This window comes from Candidatus Poribacteria bacterium (genome assembly GCA_009839745.1).
In the GTDB taxonomy this organism is placed as follows: Bacteria; Poribacteria; WGA-4E; order WGA-4E; family WGA-3G; genus WGA-3G.
In genome coordinates this window covers 1-17,543 of record VXPE01000080.1, presented here as the reverse complement: position 1 = coordinate 17,543, position 17,543 = coordinate 1, and the positions used below count along the sequence as shown (strand labels likewise).

The 17,543-nt window shown below is 49.6% G+C and carries 15 protein-coding genes and 3 tRNA genes; 6 read left to right on the top strand and 12 right to left on the bottom strand.

The genetic code is table 11. From position 1 onward, the window contains the following. Positions 1 to 214: 214 nt before the first annotated feature. The 9 genes from nifS to argJ all read right to left on the bottom strand — a co-directional run bounded on the left by nifS (position 215) and on the right by argJ (position 7,833). Positions 215 to 1,414 carry a cysteine desulfurase NifS gene (gene nifS / locus F4X88_13425; GenBank protein MYA57288.1) on the bottom strand — a complete coding sequence of 400 codons (1,200 nt, stop codon included), beginning with the start codon at positions 1,412 to 1,414 and terminating at the stop codon, positions 215 to 217. A gap of 273 nt (positions 1,415 to 1,687) precedes the next feature. Then, positions 1,688 to 3,022 carry a hypothetical protein gene (locus F4X88_13420; protein MYA57287.1) on the bottom strand — a complete coding sequence of 445 codons (1,335 nt, stop codon included), beginning with the start codon at positions 3,020 to 3,022 and terminating at the stop codon, positions 1,688 to 1,690. A gap of 73 nt (positions 3,023 to 3,095) precedes the next feature. Then, positions 3,096 to 3,728: a penicillin-binding protein activator LpoB gene (locus tag F4X88_13415; GenBank protein ID MYA57286.1), complete on the bottom strand. Its 633-nt coding sequence runs from the start codon at positions 3,726 to 3,728 to the stop codon at positions 3,096 to 3,098. Between the two features lie 76 nt (positions 3,729 to 3,804). Next, on the bottom strand, positions 3,805 to 5,592 hold the full coding sequence (gene thrS / locus F4X88_13410; GenBank protein ID MYA57285.1) for a threonine--tRNA ligase: 1,788 nt from the start codon (positions 5,590 to 5,592) through the stop codon (positions 3,805 to 3,807). Between the two features lie 220 nt (positions 5,593 to 5,812). Further along, positions 5,813 to 5,886, bottom strand: a tRNA-Val gene (locus F4X88_13405). A gap of 14 nt (positions 5,887 to 5,900) precedes the next feature. Then, positions 5,901 to 5,975: transfer RNA gene (locus F4X88_13400), tRNA-Cys, on the bottom strand. Positions 5,976 to 5,981: 6 nt separating this feature from the next. Beyond that, a tRNA-Gly gene (locus F4X88_13395) sits at positions 5,982 to 6,056 on the bottom strand. 175 nt (positions 6,057 to 6,231) lie between these two features. Continuing rightward, on the bottom strand, positions 6,232 to 6,519 hold the full coding sequence (locus tag F4X88_13390; protein ID MYA57284.1) for a hypothetical protein: 288 nt from the start codon (positions 6,517 to 6,519) through the stop codon (positions 6,232 to 6,234). Positions 6,520 to 6,627: 108 nt separating this feature from the next. Beyond that, complete coding sequence (gene argJ, locus F4X88_13385) at positions 6,628 to 7,833, bottom strand: bifunctional glutamate N-acetyltransferase/amino-acid acetyltransferase ArgJ (protein ID MYA57283.1); 1,206 nt, start codon at positions 7,831 to 7,833, stop codon at positions 6,628 to 6,630. Between the two features lie 247 nt (positions 7,834 to 8,080). Between argJ and F4X88_13380 the strand changes: the two genes are divergently transcribed. The 3 genes from F4X88_13380 (at position 8,081) to F4X88_13370 (ending at position 11,421) form a co-directional block, all read left to right on the top strand. Continuing rightward, positions 8,081 to 9,427, top strand: coding sequence for an aminotransferase class III-fold pyridoxal phosphate-dependent enzyme (locus F4X88_13380; GenBank protein MYA57282.1), 1,347 nt, complete (start codon positions 8,081 to 8,083; stop codon positions 9,425 to 9,427). Positions 9,428 to 9,585: 158 nt separating this feature from the next. Continuing rightward, positions 9,586 to 10,569, top strand: a complete 984-nt coding sequence (locus F4X88_13375; GenBank protein ID MYA57281.1) for an alpha-ketoacid dehydrogenase subunit beta — start codon at positions 9,586 to 9,588, stop codon at positions 10,567 to 10,569. A 21-nt stretch (positions 10,570 to 10,590) separates the two neighbouring features. Further along, positions 10,591 to 11,421, top strand: a complete 831-nt coding sequence (locus tag F4X88_13370; GenBank protein ID MYA57280.1) for a Uma2 family endonuclease — start codon at positions 10,591 to 10,593, stop codon at positions 11,419 to 11,421. A gap of 425 nt (positions 11,422 to 11,846) precedes the next feature. Here F4X88_13370 and F4X88_13365 read toward each other — a convergent pair whose 3' ends face one another. Genes F4X88_13365 through F4X88_13355 form a run of 3 tightly spaced genes read right to left on the bottom strand, consistent with a single transcriptional unit; the run spans position 11,847 to position 14,665 of the window. Then, on the bottom strand, positions 11,847 to 13,103 hold the full coding sequence (locus F4X88_13365) for a hypothetical protein (GenBank protein MYA57279.1): 1,257 nt from the start codon (positions 13,101 to 13,103) through the stop codon (positions 11,847 to 11,849). Between the two features lie 27 nt (positions 13,104 to 13,130). Continuing rightward, positions 13,131 to 13,982: a phytanoyl-CoA dioxygenase family protein gene (locus tag F4X88_13360; protein MYA57278.1), complete on the bottom strand. Its 852-nt coding sequence runs from the start codon at positions 13,980 to 13,982 to the stop codon at positions 13,131 to 13,133. 23 nt (positions 13,983 to 14,005) lie between these two features. Next, complete coding sequence (locus F4X88_13355) at positions 14,006 to 14,665, bottom strand: hypothetical protein (GenBank protein MYA57277.1); 660 nt, start codon at positions 14,663 to 14,665, stop codon at positions 14,006 to 14,008. A 353-nt stretch (positions 14,666 to 15,018) separates the two neighbouring features. Between F4X88_13355 and F4X88_13350 the strand changes: the two genes are divergently transcribed. The 3 genes from F4X88_13350 to F4X88_13340 all read left to right on the top strand — a co-directional run. Then, positions 15,019 to 16,068: a hypothetical protein gene (locus F4X88_13350; GenBank protein ID MYA57276.1), complete on the top strand. Its 1,050-nt coding sequence runs from the start codon at positions 15,019 to 15,021 to the stop codon at positions 16,066 to 16,068. 4 nt (positions 16,069 to 16,072) lie between these two features. Beyond that, positions 16,073 to 16,393 carry a hypothetical protein gene (locus F4X88_13345; protein ID MYA57275.1) on the top strand — a complete coding sequence of 107 codons (321 nt, stop codon included), beginning with the start codon at positions 16,073 to 16,075 and terminating at the stop codon, positions 16,391 to 16,393. Positions 16,394 to 16,461: 68 nt separating this feature from the next. Beyond that, on the top strand, positions 16,462 to 17,543 hold a 1,082-nt coding region (locus F4X88_13340; protein ID MYA57274.1), incomplete at its 3' end, for an AAA family ATPase.

Sequence of the window (17,543 nt, the reverse complement as noted above, 5' to 3'; positions counted from 1 at the left end):
AGAAGTGCTGAATTTGCGGTAAGTCGTGTCGTTATACGGGGTGAGCTGCACGAAAAAGGACACTTGTCATTTTAAGTTGCACAAAAACGGGCTATTTTCAGGGTTTCTGCAGATATACTATCGTTATGGATGGACCGAAGGGCGAAGATACTGGTAGATGGGATTCAGTGCGGTTGGAAACCGCACCTACCTCGGTTGGGTGAACATGGAGAGTCTATCCTCTATACAGAGTGCGCATTTGCTGGATAACTTTCGGTAATTTGGCAATGACATCATCGATCTCGGTTTCGGTTGTGTTCCTACCCAAGGAAAAACGGACGGTGCCTTGTGCCAAACGCGGGGGTAAACCGAGCGCGGCGAGGACGTGCGAGGGTTCCATAGAGCCGGAGGTACACGCGGAACCCGTCGAGACACAGATACCCTCCATGTCCAAGCGTAAGATAAGACTTTCACCCTCCACCGATTCAAACGAAACGTTGAGTGTACCGGGCGCACAGTGGTCGGGGTGTCCGTTGTAGTGCAGGCGATCGATGTGGGCATCCAGACCTTCGCGGAGTCTTTGGGTTAAAGCGTCGAGGTGCTGCGCATAGGTGTGCTGCTCCTGTTTCGCAAGGTCGGCAGCGGCACCTAAGCCGACAATGGCGGGGACGTTTTCAGAACCGGCGCGTCGGTTGCGTTCATGCGATCCCCCGTGAACGAGGGTTGCCAGTCGTGTACCACGGCGGATGTAGAGGACACCAATGCCTTTGGGGGCGTAAATCTTATGTCCAGAAAACGCCAGGAGGTTCACACCGAGGTCTTGAACGTTCATTTCCAGTTTACCGACCGATTGCACGGCATCGGTATGGAGCGGTATCTCGTGTTCCTGTGCGATCTCGCATATCTCTTCAAGCGGTTGGACGGTGCCGTTCTCGTTGTTAACGTGCATGATGGAGATTAAGACTGTTGTGTCGCGGATTGCCTCACAAAGTTGCTCAATACGAATCCGTCCGTATCTGTCTACGGGGAGATAGGTTACCTCGAAACCGCGTTGCTCCAGATATTGACAGGTATGCAAGACGGCGTGATGCTCCACAGAGGAGGTGATGATATGGTTTCCCTTACCGCGGCTCTTTTGTAGTTCGGTCAGCCCTTTAATGGCGTGGTTATCTGCTTCAGTGCCGCTGCCGGTGAAAACGATCTCACTCGGACTTTTGGCACCGATGAGATCGGCGACCTGCTCACGGGCGGTGTCGATAGCAGTGCGTGCTTCACGTCCATACGCGTGAATGCTGGAACCGTTACCGAATGCCTCGGTGAGATACGGCATCATTGCGTCCATGACTTCCGAACGGAGGGGTGTTGTGGCGTTGTAATCTAAATAGATGCGTTTTTTTAATTTTACCTTGCGGTTCGGTGAGGTGGATTTGTGCATTTACGGTTACCTCCGTATATCCGCCTGCGTGTTTTTGCTTGGGCATTTCTGCGTATTGTTGCAGGCTAACGGTTTCGTTGGAATTGGGCAATCTCACAGATTTTTTAATTTACCTTATAGTTGATTCAAAGGAAACAGCAGGGCAGTGCTTGCGATCCTTTACCAAAACCATAGCCCGTAACGAAGTGGAGGGGGTTTTTGCTTGGGCGTTTCCTCAGATTTAAGCAAGCCACTTCATACATGAAACCCACGTCGTTTCTCCGCAAGGTAAAATTAAAAATAAGTTCGGTGATTCCAAAAAGTTATCCGATTCGGGTTGATCTTAATATTTGGTGCTGAATCGCGTCCTCGGACTTGCCCGTTCTCATCTAAAAATGAGAGATTGAGTGTATGCGTGCCTGCAGGGAGTGGCATTCGCACCATAAAAATCTGATTCGGAAGTGTTTGCCAAGAACGTGTATCCGCCTGTTCCGTCACAGCACCAGCAAGATTTACAAGCAGCCCTAAAGCTTCATTTTCTTTGTTTGCTTTTCGATACGCCAAGTATTTCAGCAAGACGCGTCCTAAGGTCCGGAAGAGAATGATAGGGCGTTGTGTATTAAAAGTTTCTATGGCGATGTTCTCGACATCTTCTACAAGCACACCGCGCGTTTTCATATCTCCAACAGCAACTTCGATTCCTGAGAGGAGTGGGCGGCGGGAGTCAAGTGTCGGAATTGCAACGCGTAGGAGATATTCCAACTCAATCTCTTTATACACCCTTCCCTCACGCCCCATAAGCGTCGGCACAAACTTTTCATCGTCCACATCGTCTGTTTTGAGGATCGGGAAGGTCAAAGCGTCCTCACCTTTCGCGGGGACGTAACCGCTTTCATAAAAAAGAATCAGTTCGCCGGTGTTTTCAGGACGCGGCGAAAACTTCCCATACTGTTCCTGATAACGCTCCAGTTCGTCAGCGAAACCGAGTTTACGCGCCAACCCGACCAGTAAACGACCGATGTCCGCTGGCATCTCTACACCGGTTTTTTCCGCTGCGTTTCTATAGTATTCTGCAGCTTGTTTGTAAGAGATGTAGGCATCATTCCATTCACCAGTGGCTTCAAAGAGGACACCGGAGAGGTGCGCGAGAAGTCCTGCTCCGAAGAAATCGTAATCCTCGTTCTCACCCTTGAAATAGTTGATGAGAGCCGTGGCACGGCGACATTCTACTAAGGCACCGTCTAACTGATTCAGATAGACGTAGTTGAGTGCCCGGTAATAGTGGCTCAAAAGCCTTTCATAACGACTGCCCGGATATGGACGCATCTGCTCAGAGGTGACGAGCGAAACAGCCTCTTTTGAAACGCTTTTGGTATAACGGTCCTCAGCGATATCCCCCGCCTGATCGAACGCCGCGTTGCTTTCTTGGAAGTGGTTGGCATAATGGGCAACCAACCCTAATTCAAAGAGAAAAGGGATATCAGACTTTTTCGGTGCATTTTTCTGAAGGTAGGTATAAGCATTTTCTGGTTGTCCGCTTTCCAGTGATTCTATGACTTCTTGAAACTTATAGCCACCACACCCTATCATCAGGGAGATAGCAAGCAGAAAAGTGAGTATTTTGATCATCAGTTTTCGTAGATTTTAAAATATTGTGGTGGACGGGCACGGGACCCGCTCAAACAGAGGCCTCGCGAACTTCTTACATTTTAAACTTGTCGCGTCCGACAAACTTTTTGATTTTCTTATTGCCGATCCAAATCTTTTCGTTAGTCTCAATGTTCGTCAACGTCAGATCTGTTTGATAGAAGATGACTTGGTCTCCCCCTTCACGGTCTTCGATGGTATTGATTTCACCAGTCATCATGTAATCAGCGCCGAGTTCGCGTCCCATCCTTTTAACGGTTTCGATTGCAGAGAATTCGCCTTGATCGGCGCGCTCTTCGCGAATTTCACCCCGTTCACTTGCGCTTGAGACAGTCCGCACTTTTCCGGAGTTGATGAAAGCCCGCTCAATATCGGTTATAAACGTAGCGACAGGGATGTGTTCCATGCTCTTGTTGCGGATACCCCCAACAATTACAACCGGTTTCGCACCGCTGTTTATACCGTGATCATTAATCCAAGGGTGTGTTAAGCAGTCCTGAATGATGTCATCGGCGACCATACGCGAATCGGTATCGTTCCAGCGTCCAGAGAGATCGATTGTGGTATCGGCATCAACACGAGTGACCTGTTTGGATGTGCTACAGCTGCTGAAAATTGTGATCCCAGCGAAAAGCGTAAAAATTATAAGGCTATATCTGAAAGGTTTGACTGTCAAAATTTTAGGCATTTGGTTTGCTCCTGTTTTAATAGGTGTCGGTTATTGGTTAAAGAGGAAACTCTTGTAACCGATAACCGACAACCATTTAAAAATCAAGGTCGGCTTCTTTAACAATTTTATCGACGAAAGTATCAAGTGCCATTGCACCGATGTTGCCTTCCTCTCGGCTGCGGACGCTGACCGTGCGGTTTTCCTGTTCACGTCCACCGATAATTAACATGTAAGGCACACGTTGCAAGCGGGCTTGACGGATCTTCGCGCCAATCTTATCATCGCTATTGTCCAATACGACACGACAGCCTTTTTGTGACAGAAGTTGTTCGACCTCTGTGCCGTAATCAACGAAGCGTTGACTGATTGTCATCACAACACACTGGACAGGGGAGAGCCATGTCGGAAATGCGCCGGCGTAATGCTCAATCAGCATCGCGATAAAGCGTTCAAAACTCCCACAAATTGCGCGATGGATGACCACAGGACGCTTTTCAGACCCATCTGGTGCGATATAGGTGAGGTCAAATCGTTCAGGTAGTTGGAAATCGAGTTGCACAGTAGCGCACTGGACATCTCGGTTGAGTGAATCCCGGACCTGAAAATCGAGTTTAGGACCGTAGAATGCCGCTTCCCCAGGATCGAGACTATACTCGATCTGGTTGTTTTTCAACACATCTTCAAGTAGGGTTTCGGCGCGATTCCAGACCTCTATATCGCCCATGAATTTCTCAGGGTTACGTGTACTAAAATCGCATCGGAACGGCAGATCGAAAGTGCCGTAGATACGTTGGAAGAGCCCGAGGATCCGCTCGTATTCATTAGCGATGTCCTTCTCCTCAACGAAGATGTGTCCGTCATCTTGACAGAGTTGACGAACCCGCGACAAGCCGGTCAACGTCCCGGTGGCTTCGTTGCGATGCAGCACCCCTTGATCGAACAGGCGATAAGGTAGATCGCGATAACTGTGGCGGACACTTTTATAGATTAACATGTGTGCCGGACAGTTCATCGGTTTGAGCGCGCTTGTTGCCTCACCCTCTTCATTTTCGACGAGGAACATATCTTCTTTAAAATGTTCCCAATGTCCAGAGGTTTGCCAGAGACTGCTATCGTAGATGAGCGGTGTCCGCACCTCCTGATAGCCTTCACTGAGATAGAGTTTCCGCACCTTTTCCGAGAGGATATTATAAATGAGCGCGCCTTTGGGAAGCCAAAACGCACTGCCCGGGGCTTCGGGATGCATTTGGAAAAGTTCCAGTTCGCGTCCGAGTTTACGATGGTCGCGTTTAGCGGCTTCTTCGCGTTGTGTCAAGTATGCCTGAAGGTCGGCTTTGGTCTCCCATGCAGTGCCGTAAATTCGTTGCAACTGCTCACGGTTGCTATCACCGCGCCAATAGGCTCCTGAAACACGGAGCAGTTTGAAATACCGGCATTCGCTTGTTTTTTCAACATGTGGACCCTTGCAAAGGTCTGTGAAATCACCGTTGTGGTAAATGGAAACGCCTGCTTCATCAACACCCTCATCGGTAGCGCTCACTTCACGATCCGAAATCCCGTCGATTAATTCGAGTTTGAATTTCTGATCGCGTTCGCCGAACCACTGGCGGGCATCGTCATAAGCCCACGTCTCTTGCTGGAACGGCACATTGGATTTAATCATCGCCTTCATGTGCTTTTCGATTTCGGGGAAATCTTCGGGTGTGATGGGGCGCGGCACCTCCATATCGTAATAGAACTCGTTCTCTATCGGGGGTCCGATTGCGAGTTTAACGGTCCGTTCGCCATCAGGGAATAGTTGTTGGACAGCATACGCCATGATGTGCGCGGTCGAATGACGTAAGCGTTGTAGATAATCTTCAGGTTGATTGGGTTCACGCATTGCGGTTCACTCTCAATATGTGGATTTGTGTAGATTTCAAAATTGTTCTCAATAGACTTAACGTCTTTTTTCATAACCTGTTTACCAAATAATTTTACACGATTTGAACGGGGAATGCCAACAAAAAACGTGAGGATGGAAGTGTTCCGTTTTAGGAGGGTATTATTTCGGGAAAATATTGTCCACATTCAGATGCGTCGATATAAAGGTTTTGGAAGGATGGGCGATGCTGGACTTGAACCAGCGACCTCTTGCATGTCAAGCAAACGCTCTAGCCACCTGAGCTAATCGCCCGTTTGAAAAAAGAATGGAGGTGGCGGTCGGAATCGAACCGACGAATAAGAGTTTTGCAGACTCTGGCCTTACCACTTGGCTACGCCACCTTAAGATGGAGCGGGAGACGAGATTTGAACTCGCGACCTCCACCTTGGCAAGGTGGAGCTCTACCACTGAGCTACTCCCGCATCATTTTGGCAATTCGCGCAGAAGAAGTTTGCGCGTCCCGAAAGCATATATAGTTTAATATATTTGTTTTTGAATGTCAAGTTAATTTTTGATTAAAGTAGCAAAAGTGTGGATTTTTGTCAAAAAATTCGCCGCAACATTGAAACGTCCCAAGTTTTGTGTTCGGGTTTCTGTTCAGAGTTGTTCTTCAATCCAATCATCACCGTGGGCAGGATTGTAGATGAGTCCTCTTTTCATATCAACGCAAAGGTCAAGTTCTTCCAAGAGCATGTGTCCGATGAGTACTGGTGAACCTTCAGGTAAATCGGTTACTCGAATGGTGCTGCTTCGTTCTAACAGGGTATATTCAACCTCGGAATAGAGCGTCCGATCCACAATACCAGTAGCTGTTCGGGCACTCCGCGTGTCGACAGGTGTGAGACCGAGGTGCTCTACGCGATGCCCATTGTCCCGTAAATCCATACGCGACGTGCGCTACTACAAACCCGACGACTTTTGAAAAATCTGTGTCCTGTCAAGGTATATCTGTTCGTAGTGATGCGATTTATCGCATTTCTGCGTAAGTCCTACTTATGTCCGATAATCGGCGTTGATTCGGATATAGTCGTAGGAATAATCGCACGTCCACATGGTTATCTCTGTATCACCGGCACGGAGATCAATCGTGATACGCACGGGGTCTTGTGCGAATAGAGCCGTGGCTTTGTCTTCATCGTAGCCAGCGTCCATCCCATTTTTGACGAGTCGATAATCCGCAAGATAGACATCCACCTGATACGGGTCGAATTCCGCACCCGATTTCCCGATCGCCATCATAATCCGTCCCCAATTTGCGTCGTTGGCGAAAACCGCGGTCTTGACAAGCGGTGATTCCGCAACGGCACGCGCCGCTTTTTCAGCGTCGTCCCGATTTTTGGCGTGTTTGACGATCACTTCAACGAGTTTCGTCGCACCCTCACCATCACGGGCGAGCATCTTCACCAATTCAGTGCAGACGAACAGGAGTCCTTCACAAAACGCTTCGTAATCTTTCCCATCTGCTTTAACAATCTCGGCGTTTTCAGCGTGTCCGGTCGCGAGGATCAGCACCGTATCGTTTGTGCTGCGATCGGTGTCAACGGTTAAGAGGTTGTAGGTGTCGTCTACGACACGATTTAAGGCGGTTTGGAGCGTTTCGGTGTTGATTCGGGCATCTGTTGTCAGATAGGAGAGCATCGTCGCCATATTGGGCGCAATCATCCCAGAACCTTTTGCAATCCCGCCGATCCTCACGGGTGTATCGCCGACTTCGATCTCCACGGCGACAGATTTCGGATGTGTATCCGTTGTCATAATCGCTTCAGCGGCATCAGCACCGCCTTCACTACTCAGTGCGCTTGCAACGGCTTGGATGCCGTTTTCGATTGTGTCCATCGGCAATTGCTGTCCAATAACACCTGTAGAAGAGACGAGAACAAGGTTTGCATCTATACCGAGTTGTTCAGCGGTTGCAGTCGCCATCCGTCGTGCGTTTGCCATGCCAACTTCGCCGGTGCAGGCGTTGGCGTTGCCGCTATTGACAATAACGGCTTGTGCGCACCCGTCGCTGAGATGCTCGCGGCAGACAATCACGGGGGCTGCGGTGACGCTATTTTTTGTGAAGACGCCAGCGGCAGGCGCGGGTGCATCGGTAACGATGAGTGCCACGTCCTTTGCGTCTGCGGCTTTAATGCCTGCATGAAGACCTGCTGCGCGAATCCCAGCAACTGCGGTGATTCCGCCATCTATCTGTTTCATGAACTGCTCCTTGGGGAATAATGTAGAGGAAATATTATACTATGTCTTGAAGGAAATGTCAAAAGGTAAAATTAAATAAGAAAATAAAAACGAAAACCAAGCCCGCAACAACGGCGCGGGCGACCTGAACACGAAAATCGTAAAAGGACGAAGACACTTACTTCTCCGCAAGGTAAAATTAAAAGGCAAATAAAATGGGTATATGATATAATTATTCGCAAACACCGAAAAAAGCGAGGCGAAAAAGATGCACACTATTTTAGAACGCTACCAAAAAACTTTTGCAAAAGATCGAGAAATGTCCGATGCCGCAAATCATCTGTTCCCGGATGGTGTAACGCACGATGGACGTTATATGTCGCCCTTTCCGGTTTATATCACGCGTGCCGATGGCTCGAAAAAATGGGGACTTGAAGACAAACAGTTTATTGATTATTGGGCGGGACACGGTGCCCTACTCCTTGGACATAATCCACCGGAAGTTGTGGAAGCAGTGACGACACAGATGCATCGCGGAACCCACTACGGCGCATGCCATCCGCTGGAGATGGAATGGGGTTCGCTCGTCACACAACTGATACCTTCAGCGGAACGCGTCCGGTTCGTTAGTTCCGGGACGGAGGCGACGCTGATGGCGATCCGACTTGCACGCACGTATACCGGTAAGAATAAGGTGCTGAAATTTGCCGGACATTTCCACGGTTGGCACGACAGTGTCATCTTAGGGGCATACCCGCCTTTCGATATGAACGTCCCGGGTATCCCAGAAGAGGTGCGTAATACAACGCTATTATGTCCACCGAACGACATTGATGCTGTTGAGACGCTGTTAAAAACGGACAAAGACATCGCCTGTATCATCCTTGAACCAACAGGGGCATCCTTCGGTATTGTCCCTACGAACGGCACATTTTTGAAGCAACTTCGTGAGGTGACAGAGGCACACGGTGTGCTGCTGATTTTCGACGAGGTTATCACAGGATTTCGGGTCGCACCCGGTGGTGCACAGGCACATTACAACGTCACGCCGGATATGACAACACTCGCAAAGATTTTGGCGGGTGGGCTCCCCGGTGGCGCGCTTGCCGGTAAAACCGAAGTTCTTGAACTCATTTCGATGAAGTCGGAACGCGACGGCTTGAAAATGCCGCATCCTGGCACCTTTAATGCAAATCCGCTCTCCGCCGCCGCGGGCATTGCTATGCTCAACATTATCAAGACAGGCGAACCGCATAAACAGGCGAATCACACCGCAGCTCGTCTCCGAACCGAACTGAACGGTGTCATTGATGACTATGAACTCGACTGGGTGGTTTACGGCGAATTTTCGGGAATTAAACTGCTCGTTGGACACGGTGAAAAGGGGATGCGCACGTCAGATTTCGATCCATACACCTGGGAGTATCGGAAACTGAAAGGGAGTAGCGACGCCGACCTGCTGATCCGTCTCCGGTGTGGTCTACTGCTCAACGGGATTGATCTCGCCAGTAACGGTGGAATGACGACCGCAGCACACACAGAGGAAGACGTTACAGAAACGGTTGCGGCGTTTGCGCAGACGCTTGAATGGCTGAAGGCGGAGAAAGCGTTGTAAGATACGTCTACAACCGGATTTCTAACGCTGGTAGGTGCAGTTTCATTTAATTCGATGGTTTCCGAACGTGCGATAAATCGCACTACTACGATCAGTCTCGTTTGTAGTAGGGCAATTCATTGCCCGTCGATCACTATATTTTACACATAGGAGTATGAATGAGGACAATTACGTATCGCGACGCGCTCAAGGAAGCACTCGTAGAGGAGATGGAACGCGATGATGCCGTCTTTTTGATGGGTGAGGATATCGCTGAATACGGCGGTGCCTACAAAGTGACGGACGGACTGTTCCAAGACTTTGGGAAAGACCGAATCCGAAACACACCGATCTCGGAAGCCGCTATCATCGGAACTGCACTCGGTGCCGCGGTTACAGGAATGCGTCCCGTTGCGGAGTTGATGTATATCGACTTCACAGCGGTAGGCATGGACCAGATCGTGAACCAAGTGGCAAAAATCCGTTATATGGTGGGCGGTCAGTTAGATGTGCCGCTCGTGATTCGGACGCAGGGCGGTGCGGGGCGATCCTCCGCAGCGCAACACGCCCAGAGTCTTGAAGCGTGGTTCGTGCATATTCCCGGACTACTCGTCGTCATGCCCTCTACACCCTACGATGCGAAAGGTTTGCTGAAAACAGCCATCCGAGACGACAATCCGATTATGTTTATTGAGCACAAACTCCTCTATACAGAGGAGGGGGAGATCCCTGACGAGGAATACACAATTCCGTTGGGTGTCGCGGATGTCAAACGTGAGGGTGAAGATATTACGATTCTTGCGACATCACGGATGGTCTTGAACGCACTTATTGCCGCCGATACACTTGCTGCTGAGGGTATCTCTGCTGAAATCATCGATCCGAGGACGTTGATGCCACTTGACAAGGACAGTATTCTGGACTCTGTGAAGAAAACGAATCGGTTGCTTATCGCACACGAAGCGGTCGGTAGAGCAGGATTCGGGGCAGAGATCGCCGCGCTGGTCGTGCGGGAGGCGTTTGACTATCTCGATGCGCCGATTGAGCGGGTCGCGGCGGTCCCGGTACCTGTCCCCTTCGCACCGGTCATGGAAAATTTCGTCATCCCGAATGCAGAGCAGATTGCGGATGCAGCACGGAAACTTGTGCGTTATGAAATCTAAACCACAACAAGGAGGACACAGATGACAAGGTCTGAAAATCGGGGGAGCCTCGGTTCCGCACCGACCCAAGAAAGTCAACTGTATCCAGATACGGATGGCAAACCTATGGCAGTAAGTGACGATCACAGACGCGTCCTGACGCGGATCCTTCAGTTACTTGAGCAGTTTTTTCGTGAGACTCCAGAAGTGTATGTCTCTGGGGATCTACTGATGTATTATCTTCAGGACGACCCCCGCAAAGTCGTTGCCCCCGATGTTCTCGTCTCTTTCGGCATTGGACAGAAGCGGCGGCGGACGTATCTCGTCTGGGAGGAGGGGAAAACGCCCGATTTTGTGATGGAGATGGCGAGTGAAACGACTTATCAGAATGACTTGACAGCGAAGATGTCACTTTATGCCGATTTAGGGATACCGGAGTATTTCTTGTGTGATATAGAGGGTTTATACTTACCGTCCCCGCTGATGGGTTTTACGTTAGTAGATGGCGTTTATCAACCGATTCGTGCCTCGTCAGGTGGGAGTGTTCATTCTTCTATTCTCGGTTTGGATTTTCACCTGCATCTTGACGATTTACGACTTTATAATCCTGTCACACAGCAATGGGTTCTGACACCTGAAGCGGCCGCTGAAGCGCGTGCCGACCAAGAAGCGAGTGCCCGCCAACAGGCATCCGCACGGGCGGACCGGGAGTCCGCACGGGCGGACCAGGAATCTGCACGAGCCGACCAGGAATCTGCACGAGCCGACCGAGAAGCGGTCACACGCCAGCAAGCGTCTGCGCGCGCCGAGGCAGCCGAGGCGGAAGTCGCAGCGCTGCGCGCCGAACTCGCCCGCCTACGGGACACCTCCTAATGTGCATAGAGGGTAAGTAGCGGGAGGCGTTTGATAATCTCGATGCACCGATTGAGCGGGTCGCGGCGGTCCCGGTACCTGTCCCCTTCGCACCAGTGATGGAAAATTTCGTTATTCCCGATGCAGAACAGATTGCAGATGCAGCACGAAAACTTGTGCGTTATGAAATTTAAATAATTTCAATTTAGGGAGTTCGTAGGTTGGATTGAGCGGTAAAAGACAAGCATCTATCTCGTTTACATGGAGGATTCCGCTTTTCCATGTCCCGTTGGTATGGATGGACTATAGCGAAACCCAACAATTTAAACTATAGGTGTAAGAATGCGTTGGGTTTCACTCTGTGCTTGCGTGTATATGATGGTGTATTGGATTTGACATGTATCTGGGATATTAACATTGGGATTGTCAGTTCCGTTCAACCCAACCTACAGTGTTTCGGACGTTGTGCCTCCTGATTTTTCAACCTTCTCCAACTTCTGATACATCCGCGTCAAACCGAAAGCGATCGGTCCCCACAACATCGCTACCACCATAGCCGTGATGGAATAGGCAACACCCGCAATCGCTCCAACGCCGAATCTCACCAATTCAAGCACACCTGCACTCCCACCTTTCGAGAAACGGTATCCAAACGAATCGATAACCTGCTTCGCACGATAGCGAGAATCGTAAGAGAGCGGCATATAGAACAATTCCTTACCCGCCCGAAAAAGCGAGTAGTCTAAGGCTTTAAACGTCACGTATGCCGCTGTCCCGGTTCGGAGTGAGGGAGAAACCGTCAATATGAGACTACTGACGAAGTGGACTATCGGAATCGTGAGATGAATATAACGGAGTGCGATGAATCTGAGGGCGAGTGGCACAGCCACCAGTTGCAAAATACCCGCCGCCAATCCGAGGTTGCCATAGACCGACCCGAAAAAGGCAGTCCGCATATCCGTATCAGGTCTCTCCATTTCCGCCAATGCATTGAACCGCAGATCCAACACGGTGGACACTATCTGTGTGCTAATGATTAATACCCCAATGAAAATCAGGTATCTGGAACGGAGAAGTGTTCTTATGCCGATGTGTCCGAGTCTGCCACCCGTTTCTTCTGCACTGGGTTTGGGTTCACCGCCAAATTTGTAGGCAAGCACCCCAAGAGCCGCCGTGGGGACAAGGGAACCTGCTGTGAACAGCAGTAACGCTTCAGTACCTAACACAGTTGCCAATTTGCTCACAAGTGTGCCACCGAGAAATGAGCCAACGGAGGCAACGGCACAGAAGGGTCCATTAATGCGCTTCGCCTGTTCAGTTGTCAGCACACTGTTCACAAACGACCAGAACTGTTCGATGACTATCACGATATACGCTTCACGGAACACGTAGATGATCGCTGCAGCGAAACTCATACCGCGGGAAAGCGCAGCGTAACATCCGAGAATTAGAATGGCAGAAAAGAGTGAGGTTATTGCCAAAGCACGGGTCGCTCCCAACCACGAGAGCAGGCGACCGTAGCAGTATAGCATCACGATCATACTCGGTGGGATCGCTACCATACCCCGCGGAAGGTTCTCGGCACCATACGCTTCAATAAACAGGGAGGAGGACACGGAACGGATAAATTCATAACCGAATAGCACAAAACAGGCGGCACCACTGATTGAAACCGCAGCATAGATAAGTCGTCGTGGAAACATTATATAGGGGTGTCCTTCAAAAAATTTTTACCGCTCTGGGATACTATCCTCAGCTGGACGCGGATTATGGACCCAATGCCCGCTCGGATCGTTACCTCTGGCGACAATCGCGCGTTGATTCCAGTCGTTTGCGGCGCGGACTTCAGGCGGCACGAACCGCATCGTCAGTCCACAACGCCTTCGATCTGAGGTGTTCGGTTCGGAGCCGTGCAATAGCAGGTCCGAATGCAACGACATCTGCCCGGCTTTCATCTCGAATGGAAAAGGCGAGTCGCCGTATTGTGTTGCCCCATGCACCGTCTGACCTAACACATTTTTTTCCTCAACAGTGCTCGGCTCGAATGCGATCTGCCCGTGCAGGTGCGATTTTGGGATAACGGTCATTGCACCGTTCTCGATTGAGGCATCGTCAATCGCGAGCCATACGGTGACGGTTTTGCTTGGGGAGAGGGGCCAATAGGAAGCATCCTGATGCCAACTCACCTGCTTTACATCGCCCGGTAGCTTGCAGAAGTAGTGCGTTCCCCAACAGATGAGCGTTTCACCGAGTAGATCTTGCACGTAATCGAGAATTCTGCCTTCAGTAATCAGATCGTGGATACCGGGGCAGGTGGTATGCCATCCGTTGATGGAATAACTATTCATTCCTGCCGCCAATGCCTTCTCCATGAGCTGATCGAAATAGGCACGGTGATCCTCCATCTCCGCCTCAGAAAAGACATCCAACGGAGAGATGAAACCTCGTTCATTAAAGTGTTCGATTTGGGCTTGCGTTAGGGTCGATGGATTCTCGTTTTCAACGGAAAAAAACTGAAGTGTTCGATTGAGTTCCGGCATTGCATCCGTAATTGGCATCGAAGCGTCCTTTCTTCTCCACATAGGTTAGAAGTTTGTAGTGTGTGCTATATATCTGTTTTCAACTGTCCCCAATGAGTGGCGAGTTTGCCATTCGGATCCACAGCGAAGGCGGGGATCTCTTCTCCGTCGATAATCAGATTGTCGTAATGGGCGTTTGCCTCGTATGTAATGAAGCCTATGCGTCCGCTGTCACGAAATTTCGCATCGTCGTCGCCCTCAAATAGGAGCTCATCATCGACATAACATTCGTAATTCTGTCCCTCTGAAATGACCTTAAGACGATAGGTCTCGCCAACTTCTGGTTCAAGGGGTAGAGGGGTAGCAATGTGATCCCATTGATTCTCTCTCCATCGGGAAAATTGGCATTTGTGCTGATCGGTGCGAATCCAGAAGCGCATGCCGTTATCGCCATCTGCATCCGCGCGGATTAACAAACCCGCGGCGTTCACGCCAACATCTTTCACCAGTGTTAAATCTACCTCAACCGTGTAATCCGTCCAATCTTCATCACCGAACATCGTCTTGGCGTATTGTGCGCCGGAGGTCTCGGCATAGGCATCCTTCACAATTTTCCATTTGCCACTGACATCGTTCCAGCCATCAGGGAGTCCATTATCGAAATTTTCCTGCCATACCCCTGCCGGAGCCGTAGCAGTTAATATGGTGACCATGAATATCACGAATACGATATATGAATAGCGCATCGGTTCCTCCAGTCTGTGGGATCGTAATCCTGCAAATCCTGATTCAGACAACTAAACGCGACCACCTATAATTATATCTATGTTAACGAATAGGTCAAGTTAAACCTGTGGAAAAGTGAAGTCATTTAGTTTTTCTGTAGGAGGGCTCTCCGAATTCCGACGTTCCATCCGCAAACCAAGGAAAACATCAAAAACTAAATTCCGTGCCCAAGTTCCTAAAAACTTGACATAAAAGGGAATTTATGATAGCATGCAACACTAAACTTTGTGATGTTATCCTATATTCACCTAAACTTTTAAGAAAAGAACAAACATTCCTACAAAGACCTACCTATTAGAAAAACACGATGAAAATGGACGAAAAACGAGCGAGTGGACGCTACTACACACGCGGAAATCCGTTTCAGTTGGAACCGTTCCAGACGTGGGCAATTGCCTCCAATTTAGAACAACAGTCAGTCTTAGAACCCTTTGCGGGTGCTAAAGACATTCCACGGTTGATTGATGCAGCGCGTCTGCAGTGCCGAGATTGGGCATTTTTTGACATTGAACCCGGAGCGAAAGGAATTGTGCAACGCGACACACTCGCCGATTTCCCTGAAGGGTTCGATGTCTGCATTACCAATCCACCGTGGCTGGCGCGCAACTCGGCAACAAGACGCGGCCTACCTTTTCCGGAGGCGACCCGTTACGATGACCTCTACAAATACGCACTTGAGCAGTGTCTGACACATTGTCGGTGGGTCGCGGCAATTATCCCAGAGGCGTTCATTCGGAGCGGTCTGTTCCTGAAAAGGTTACACGATTTCATCTCTTTAGTCCCACAAAAGCAAGATACGACAAATTACCCCTCTGATAAGGGGGGCAGGGGGGTTGATGAGACAAATTACCCCTCTGATAAAGGGGACAGGGGGGTTTCGGTTATGTTCGAGGACACGGAGCACCCTGTCGGGCTCGCACTGTTTGCACCCGATGCGACATCGGACGTTAGAATCTGGCAAAACAATCGGTTTCTGGGCACCATGCGTGAACTACGTGAACATCTTCCGCAACCCTCTTCCAATCGTAGTATTGTGTTCAACGACCCAAAGGGAAATCTCGGACTCATCGCTATAGACAATACTGTTTCCGCCTCGATCCGCTTCTGTCCACCGGAGGAACTCAAAGACTATCCGATTCGCGTCCAGTGCCGTTCCATTACGAAAATTGGCGTGCCGTGGCGTGTGGACATTGATATGCTCAACACCCGTCTGGCAACAATCCGAGAGAAAACCCACGATGTTTTTCTGACGGCGTTCAAGGGCATGCGCCGCGATGGACACTACCGGCGCCGGTTAGATTGGGCATTGACGCGGGCAATAGTTGACACACAGCGTCTACAACCTGCAATAAACGTAGAGTAGAAAAATGAACATCCCTAAATTAATCTGCATACTTCTATTGATAACACTCATCACCCTCGCGGGATGTATACCCGGCGATGGAAAACACACCGTCGAGAAGCCCGCAGGATTCTTCTGGGGTATCTGGCATGGGTGGATCGCGCCAATCTCACTGATATGGGGATTGCTGTTTAACCCGGAAATCCGTCTCTATGAATCCAATAACACAGGATGGGCTTACGATTTCGGGTTTTATATCGCCATTATCAGTGGTTTCGGGGGTATCTCCTTTTCGCGGCGGAAACGTAACAAGACCGTGGCGCAGACAAATGGTAATTCTGGATAGCAACCACCAGAAACAATTTGAAGGATGTTCCTGTAGCATATTGAAGATACGCGCTATCGGAGAAAAAAATGAAAACTTTTGAGACTCGAGGCCCTGTAAATGCCGCGCGAAACTATGTTGTCAAGCGGACAGCGGAACTCGCTGATTTCGTCGCTCGCGTCAAACAGGGGCGCTACATTGTTATCTTTGCACCTCGACAGACAGGAAAAACAACCTTCTTCCAATGGGCATTAGATGCCCTTGCCGCCGAAGGTATCACGTACTTCCTTATCCAACTGGATTTTGAAGCATATAAAAACCTGACCGTCTCCGTTTTTTACGGTGAACTCTACCATGATATTCGTGAACAAATTGAAAAGATTTTCCAAAAACGCGGACACGTGCCATCGGAAGCACTCCATCAATATCTTCAAGGGGCCCAGGTAACCGATCATCTGTCAATGCTACGGTTCTTTACAGGACTCGCAAACCTGCTAAGCCCTCAGCGGGTTGTCATTATTATTGACGAGTTTGATGGTATCCCGGAATCTGCCGTCAGTGATTTTCTATATTCGCTCCGCCGCATCTATCTCTCTGGTGTAGACGCACGCTGCCCTTACAGCCTTGGCATCGTCGGTGTTAAAAGTATAACGCAACTTAACTATGACCGCTCTATCTCACCTTTCAATATTCAGGACGAGTTCGCCTTACCTAACTTTACACTTGAACAGGTGCAGGAACTTCTCGGACAGTATACCGATGCGGTCGGTCAACCCTTTGCTCCTGAAGTCATCAAAGCACTCCACACACAGACAGCCGGTCAACCCTTTCTTGTCAATCGGTTTGCACAGATTCTCACTGAGGAACTGAATATTCTAAAAACCGAGACAATTGCCATGTCACAATTTTCAGAGGCACACACACGGCTATTGAGAGAACGGAACGTTAACATTCAACATCTCATAACAAATATCCGAAGGAATCCACGTTTTGAAACCCTTCTGATGGGGATTGTTTCCCGGGATAGAGGCGTGGATTTTAATCTGGATAACGAATTTATTTCGGAGCTCGCTACTTACGGTATCCTCGCGGAAGGTACCGACGGGATGTGTGAGGTTGTCAACCCAATTTATCAGTATCGCATCATGAAAGCGTTCCAACCCCTGATAAA

Bases quoted from the DNA above. Each gene is read 5' to 3' on its own strand.
- nifS (MYA57288.1), bottom strand. From the start codon at position 1,414: ATGCACAAATCCACCTCACCGAACCGCAAGGTAAAATTAAAAAAACGC.
- F4X88_13420 (MYA57287.1), bottom strand. From the start codon at position 3,022: ATGATCAAAATACTCACTTTTCTGCTTGCTATCTCCCTGATGATAGGG.
- F4X88_13415 (MYA57286.1), bottom strand. From the start codon at position 3,728: ATGCCTAAAATTTTGACAGTCAAACCTTTCAGATATAGCCTTATAATT.
- thrS (MYA57285.1), bottom strand. From the start codon at position 5,592: ATGCGTGAACCCAATCAACCTGAAGATTATCTACAACGCTTACGTCAT.
- F4X88_13390 (MYA57284.1), bottom strand. From the start codon at position 6,519: ATGGATTTACGGGACAATGGGCATCGCGTAGAGCACCTCGGTCTCACA.
- argJ (MYA57283.1), bottom strand. From the start codon at position 7,833: ATGAAACAGATAGATGGCGGAATCACCGCAGTTGCTGGGATTCGCGCA.
- F4X88_13380 (MYA57282.1), top strand. From the start codon at position 8,081: ATGCACACTATTTTAGAACGCTACCAAAAAACTTTTGCAAAAGATCGA.
- F4X88_13375 (MYA57281.1), top strand. From the start codon at position 9,586: ATGAGGACAATTACGTATCGCGACGCGCTCAAGGAAGCACTCGTAGAG.
- F4X88_13370 (MYA57280.1), top strand. From the start codon at position 10,591: ATGACAAGGTCTGAAAATCGGGGGAGCCTCGGTTCCGCACCGACCCAA.
- F4X88_13365 (MYA57279.1), bottom strand. From the start codon at position 13,103: ATGTTTCCACGACGACTTATCTATGCTGCGGTTTCAATCAGTGGTGCC.
- F4X88_13360 (MYA57278.1), bottom strand. From the start codon at position 13,982: ATGTGGAGAAGAAAGGACGCTTCGATGCCAATTACGGATGCAATGCCG.
- F4X88_13355 (MYA57277.1), bottom strand. From the start codon at position 14,665: ATGCGCTATTCATATATCGTATTCGTGATATTCATGGTCACCATATTA.
- F4X88_13350 (MYA57276.1), top strand. From the start codon at position 15,019: ATGGACGAAAAACGAGCGAGTGGACGCTACTACACACGCGGAAATCCG.
- F4X88_13345 (MYA57275.1), top strand. From the start codon at position 16,073: ATGAACATCCCTAAATTAATCTGCATACTTCTATTGATAACACTCATC.